Below are 4098 nucleotides of genomic sequence, written 5' to 3'. Positions count from 1 at the left end.
AAGGCGGCCGCCGCCGACGCGCACGCCAAGCGGCTGGCGGCGGAGGCCGAGGAGAAGACGGCCAAGGCGGAGAAGGAGAACGCCGCCGTCAAGCGCTCCGAGGCCGCCGAGCACCGCAAGAACGCCGAGTCCGAGGCGACGAAGGCGAAGGACGCCAAGGACAAGGCCGAAACCGCGGAGAAGACCGCCCAGGACCGACGCGACGACGCGGTCAAGGCGAAGGACCACGCCAAGTCCCTGCGGGACGACGCCTGGGACGCCGAGCAGAAGGCCGACGCCGCCCGCGCCAAGGCCGACGCCAAAGAGGCGTACGCCGACTCCCTGGATTCCGGTGACGCGGCGACCGCCGCCCGCGCCGCCGCGAACGACGCCGACAAGGCGGCCGACGACGCCGAAACGGCAGCGACCAAGGCGCGCTCCGAGGCCGACGCCGCCACCCAGGCGGCGGCCGACGCGGACGCCGCGGCCACCCGCGCCGAGGCCGCCGCCAAACGCGCCCGCTCCGACGCCGACGCCGCCCAGGCCGACAAGCTGAAGGCCGACGCCGCCGTCAAGACCGCCACCAGCGCGGTCGCCGACGCCATCAAGGCCTCCCAGGACGCCTCCGCCGAGGCCAAGGCAGCGGTCAAGCTCGCCGACGAAGCCGAACAGCACGCCAAGGACGCCAGGACCCAGGCCAACACCGCCGGCACGGAAGCGGCCAAGGCACTCGCGGCGTCCGCCAAGGCCGCCGGCTACGCCCACGTCACCGCCCAGGCCGCAGTCGACGCCGGCGCAGCCGCCAAGCAGGTCGCTGACCCGGCCAACGACGCCGTCCAGCTCGGCTCCGCCTACGTCGACACCGATTCCGCCGCCGGCCTCGTCGTCCTGACCGGACAGGGCTCGAAGACGATCGCCGACCAGCAGCAGGCCGTCGCCGAGGCGCACGCCAAGAACGCCGCCGCCGAGGCCCAGGCCGCCAAGAACCTCGCCGACCAGGCCAAGGGCGACACCAAGGAGGCCTACCAGCACGCGGCCAACGCCGCCGGATACGCGGCGGACGCCCGCACGTACGCGAAGGACGCCCTCGGCTACGCCGCCGACGCCGCCAAGGCCGCCTCCGCAGCCGCGTCCTCACTGGCTCGCACCGTCGACTACGACAACCAGGCCACCGCCGACGCCGCGGCCGCCGACAAGGCCGCAGGCAACGCCGAGGGCTACGCCAAGGACGCCCGCGACTCCGCCGACGCCGCCGAACTCGACGCCTCCGCAGCCCGCTCAGCCGCCACCCAGGCCGAACAGGACGCCAAGGACGCCCGAGCCGCCGCCACCCGCGCCGACACCGCCGCCACCGAAGCCGAACAGGCAGCGAAGGACGCCGACAAATACGCCAAGGAAGCCCAGGAAGCCGCCGACAGAGCCGAGAAGGCGGAGAAGGCCAAACAGATCAACACCGGAACCGTCCCCGACGGGAACGGCGGCTCGATCGGCAACGTCTTCCACGTCATTGACCACATCGAGACGATCGGCGACCCGGAGGTCGTCAAGAAGACCGACGGCTGCGACCACTGGTGGACCCCCCTCACCTACACGGGCAACTGCACGATCACCTCGAAGATCAAGTACAAGGCCGTTGTCGACCTGTACCTGTGCACTGCCGAGGGCATCGACCCACAGAAGCTCATGTGCCCGACCGAGGCCACGACGTATCTCGGCGAGGTCACAACCGACGAACTGTCCCAGGAGGTCACGCACACCATCACGATCGCCGAGTGGCAGGACGGCGTCGATCCCATCGACATCCTCTTCGGCAACTGGATCAAGTGCGCCCAGAAGTTCACCTCCGGTTTTCAGAGCGGCAGCTGGAGCGGATGCGCCTGGGCATCCCTGGACGTCGCGAGCCTGTTCGCCGGCAAACTCATCCAACCCATCGCGGAAGCAGTACGCGCCGTGGACGCCGCGTTCGTCACCGGCATCGGCGTCCGGGACGCGCTCCAGGCACTCAAAACCCTCAAGGGTGTCGACGCCGCGGCGGTCGCCGCGATCGAGAGGGAGGTCCAGACTTACGAAGAGGCTGTGACCGCGTGTGAGGCGAACAGTTTCCCGGGTGGCACCCGGGTACTGATGGCCGACGGGAGACGCAGGCCGATCGTGGACGTTCGGATCGGTGACCTGGTGCTGGCCACCGACCCTGCCTCCGGTCGCGCTCGGCCCGAGCCCGTCACCAGCACCTTCCGGCATCGCACGGACCACCTGGTCGACGTCTCCCTGGCCGGCGGCGGCACGCTGACGAGCACGAGCGGACACCGGGTGTACGTGGCCGGGCACGGATGGGTGCACGTGTCGGACCTGCGGGTGGGCGACCGGCTTCGGACCTCGGACGGGGCCCCGCAGTCCGTCACCGCGTTGCGTGACCGGCCCAGGCTGGCCCCGCGTCCGGTCTACGACCTGACCGTCGACGGCCCGCACACCTTCTACGTCCGCCCGGAGGGCGGACACTCCCGGGACGTCCTGGTCCACAACTGCCTGAACCTGGTGCAGGACGAGGGTATCGAGGAGGCCCATACCCTCAGAGAGCACGTTCGGCCCAACGACGCTGCCATGGCGGACGCGGCCGAGACGAAGGGCAGGGCCAGCCGGTGGAACGACGAGGCGACGGCCGTCACGAGCGTCCAGGCCGCGTTCGACGCCTGGATCAAGAAGCCGAGCAATGTGAAGCGGCTGGCCACGTGGCTCAAGGCGCAGTCTCACAACCCGGCGTTCGATCCTCGGCACGACCTGCTCGACATCAAATGGCAGCTGCGGAATCAGGGGTCCCTCGGCCGCGTCTGGGTCAGGGACGGAGTACAGGGTGACCGCACCGGAGAAACGGTCGTCATCCAGCTCAAGTACGCGGGCAAGCACAAGCCCAGCAGGTTTGTTGTCTACACGTCCTACCCGGAGTGAGAAGATGACCGCGATGACAGACCACGGCGAACCGGCAGGACCCACCGGCGACGACGCGTTCATCGTGGACATCGGGCTCAGTTGGCTGGCGTCGAAGTCGGCGTATCCGTTGTGGCTGTCCGCAGAGGACTCCGCCCGGTTCGTGCCCCCGAATCCCGTGGCCGCCCAGCTGGGTCTGGTCGAGGGAGCCGTCGGCACGGTGCACCGCAGGATCGCCATGCAGATCGGCGAGGACGCACGGAGGCTGCTGGCCTCCGTACTGCCGGACGAGGTGCTCCGCACCGTGTGGCTGGGAGCCACGAAGGGGTACTTCGACCCCGCGGCTCACGGCTTGAGCGGAAGGGAGTGGATGGCGCGGATCGAAGAGACGTGGACCGCGAGCGTCCGCGAGGCCGACGCCATGTTCGTCTCGCCCGCGCCGCAGCCGGTGACAGACGCGGACCTGCGCAGGCGTGTTCTGGACCAGATCGGCACCGTCGCCGACGGCCTGGAACGGGCTGCCGACGAACGATCGCTGCCCGGTCTGGTCCCCGCGCTGGAGCAGGTCGTCACAGGGGCCTGCGCGGATCTCGGGTTCCGGCTGTTCCTGCGGGCCATGAAGGAGTACTTCGTGGCCATCGACGAGAACCATTGCGTAGCCTTCACCGCCCTCGGTGAGCGCTTCGGCTACCCGGAGTTCCTCGTGGACGACAACCTCAACGTCGGATAGGGCCGACCTGGCCTGACAGCACACGGGCCCCGCCGAGCCGAAAGGCCACGGCTCGGCAGGGCCCGTCTCGTGCATCGCGCCGCCGAGCCGAAGCCCGTGATCCGCCGCATCGCCGGGGATCTGTGCGCGAGTCACGAGGCCCTGCGCGGCTGGATCCGGCAGGTCGAGGTTGACGCCGATGAGCGGGACGGCCTGCTCACTACCTAGGAGAAGGACGAGCTGGCACAGCTGCCGCGAGATCTATAGGCACCCGAATAGGGCCTGGCCAGTGACTTCCGGCGGTGCCCTTGAGACAATCGGCTCCAAGCCGACCCCGAACGGGCAGCTGAGGCAACTGGGGGTGCTCGGGGCTGTCGGCGAGGGAAGGGTTCGGGACAAGAGGGTGATCCGGGTGGGGAGCCCTGGAGTTTTCGCTCGCGACGGGCGGTCCGCCGGCCGGTCGGTGCGCACAAGCCGGCGCGTTT

General features: G+C 69.9%; 2 protein-coding genes. Both read left to right on the top strand.

The window, feature by feature from the left end:
- Positions 1-2925: polymorphic toxin-type HINT domain-containing protein (locus ACZ4N5_RS43010; protein WP_467762408.1), on the top strand; the 2925-nt coding region annotated here is incomplete at its 5' end.
- Positions 2926-2929: 4 nt separating this feature from the next.
- Entirely contained in the window at positions 2930-3634 is a 705-nt protein-coding gene (locus ACZ4N5_RS43005) for a hypothetical protein (RefSeq protein WP_467762407.1), read from the top strand.
- The last annotated feature ends 464 nt before the right edge of the window (positions 3635-4098 follow it).

The organism is Streptomyces sp. NPDC026500 (assembly GCF_055567635.1).
The sequence above is the reverse complement of the archived record's forward strand: the minus strand, read 5'-3'. Positions and strand labels throughout refer to the sequence as shown.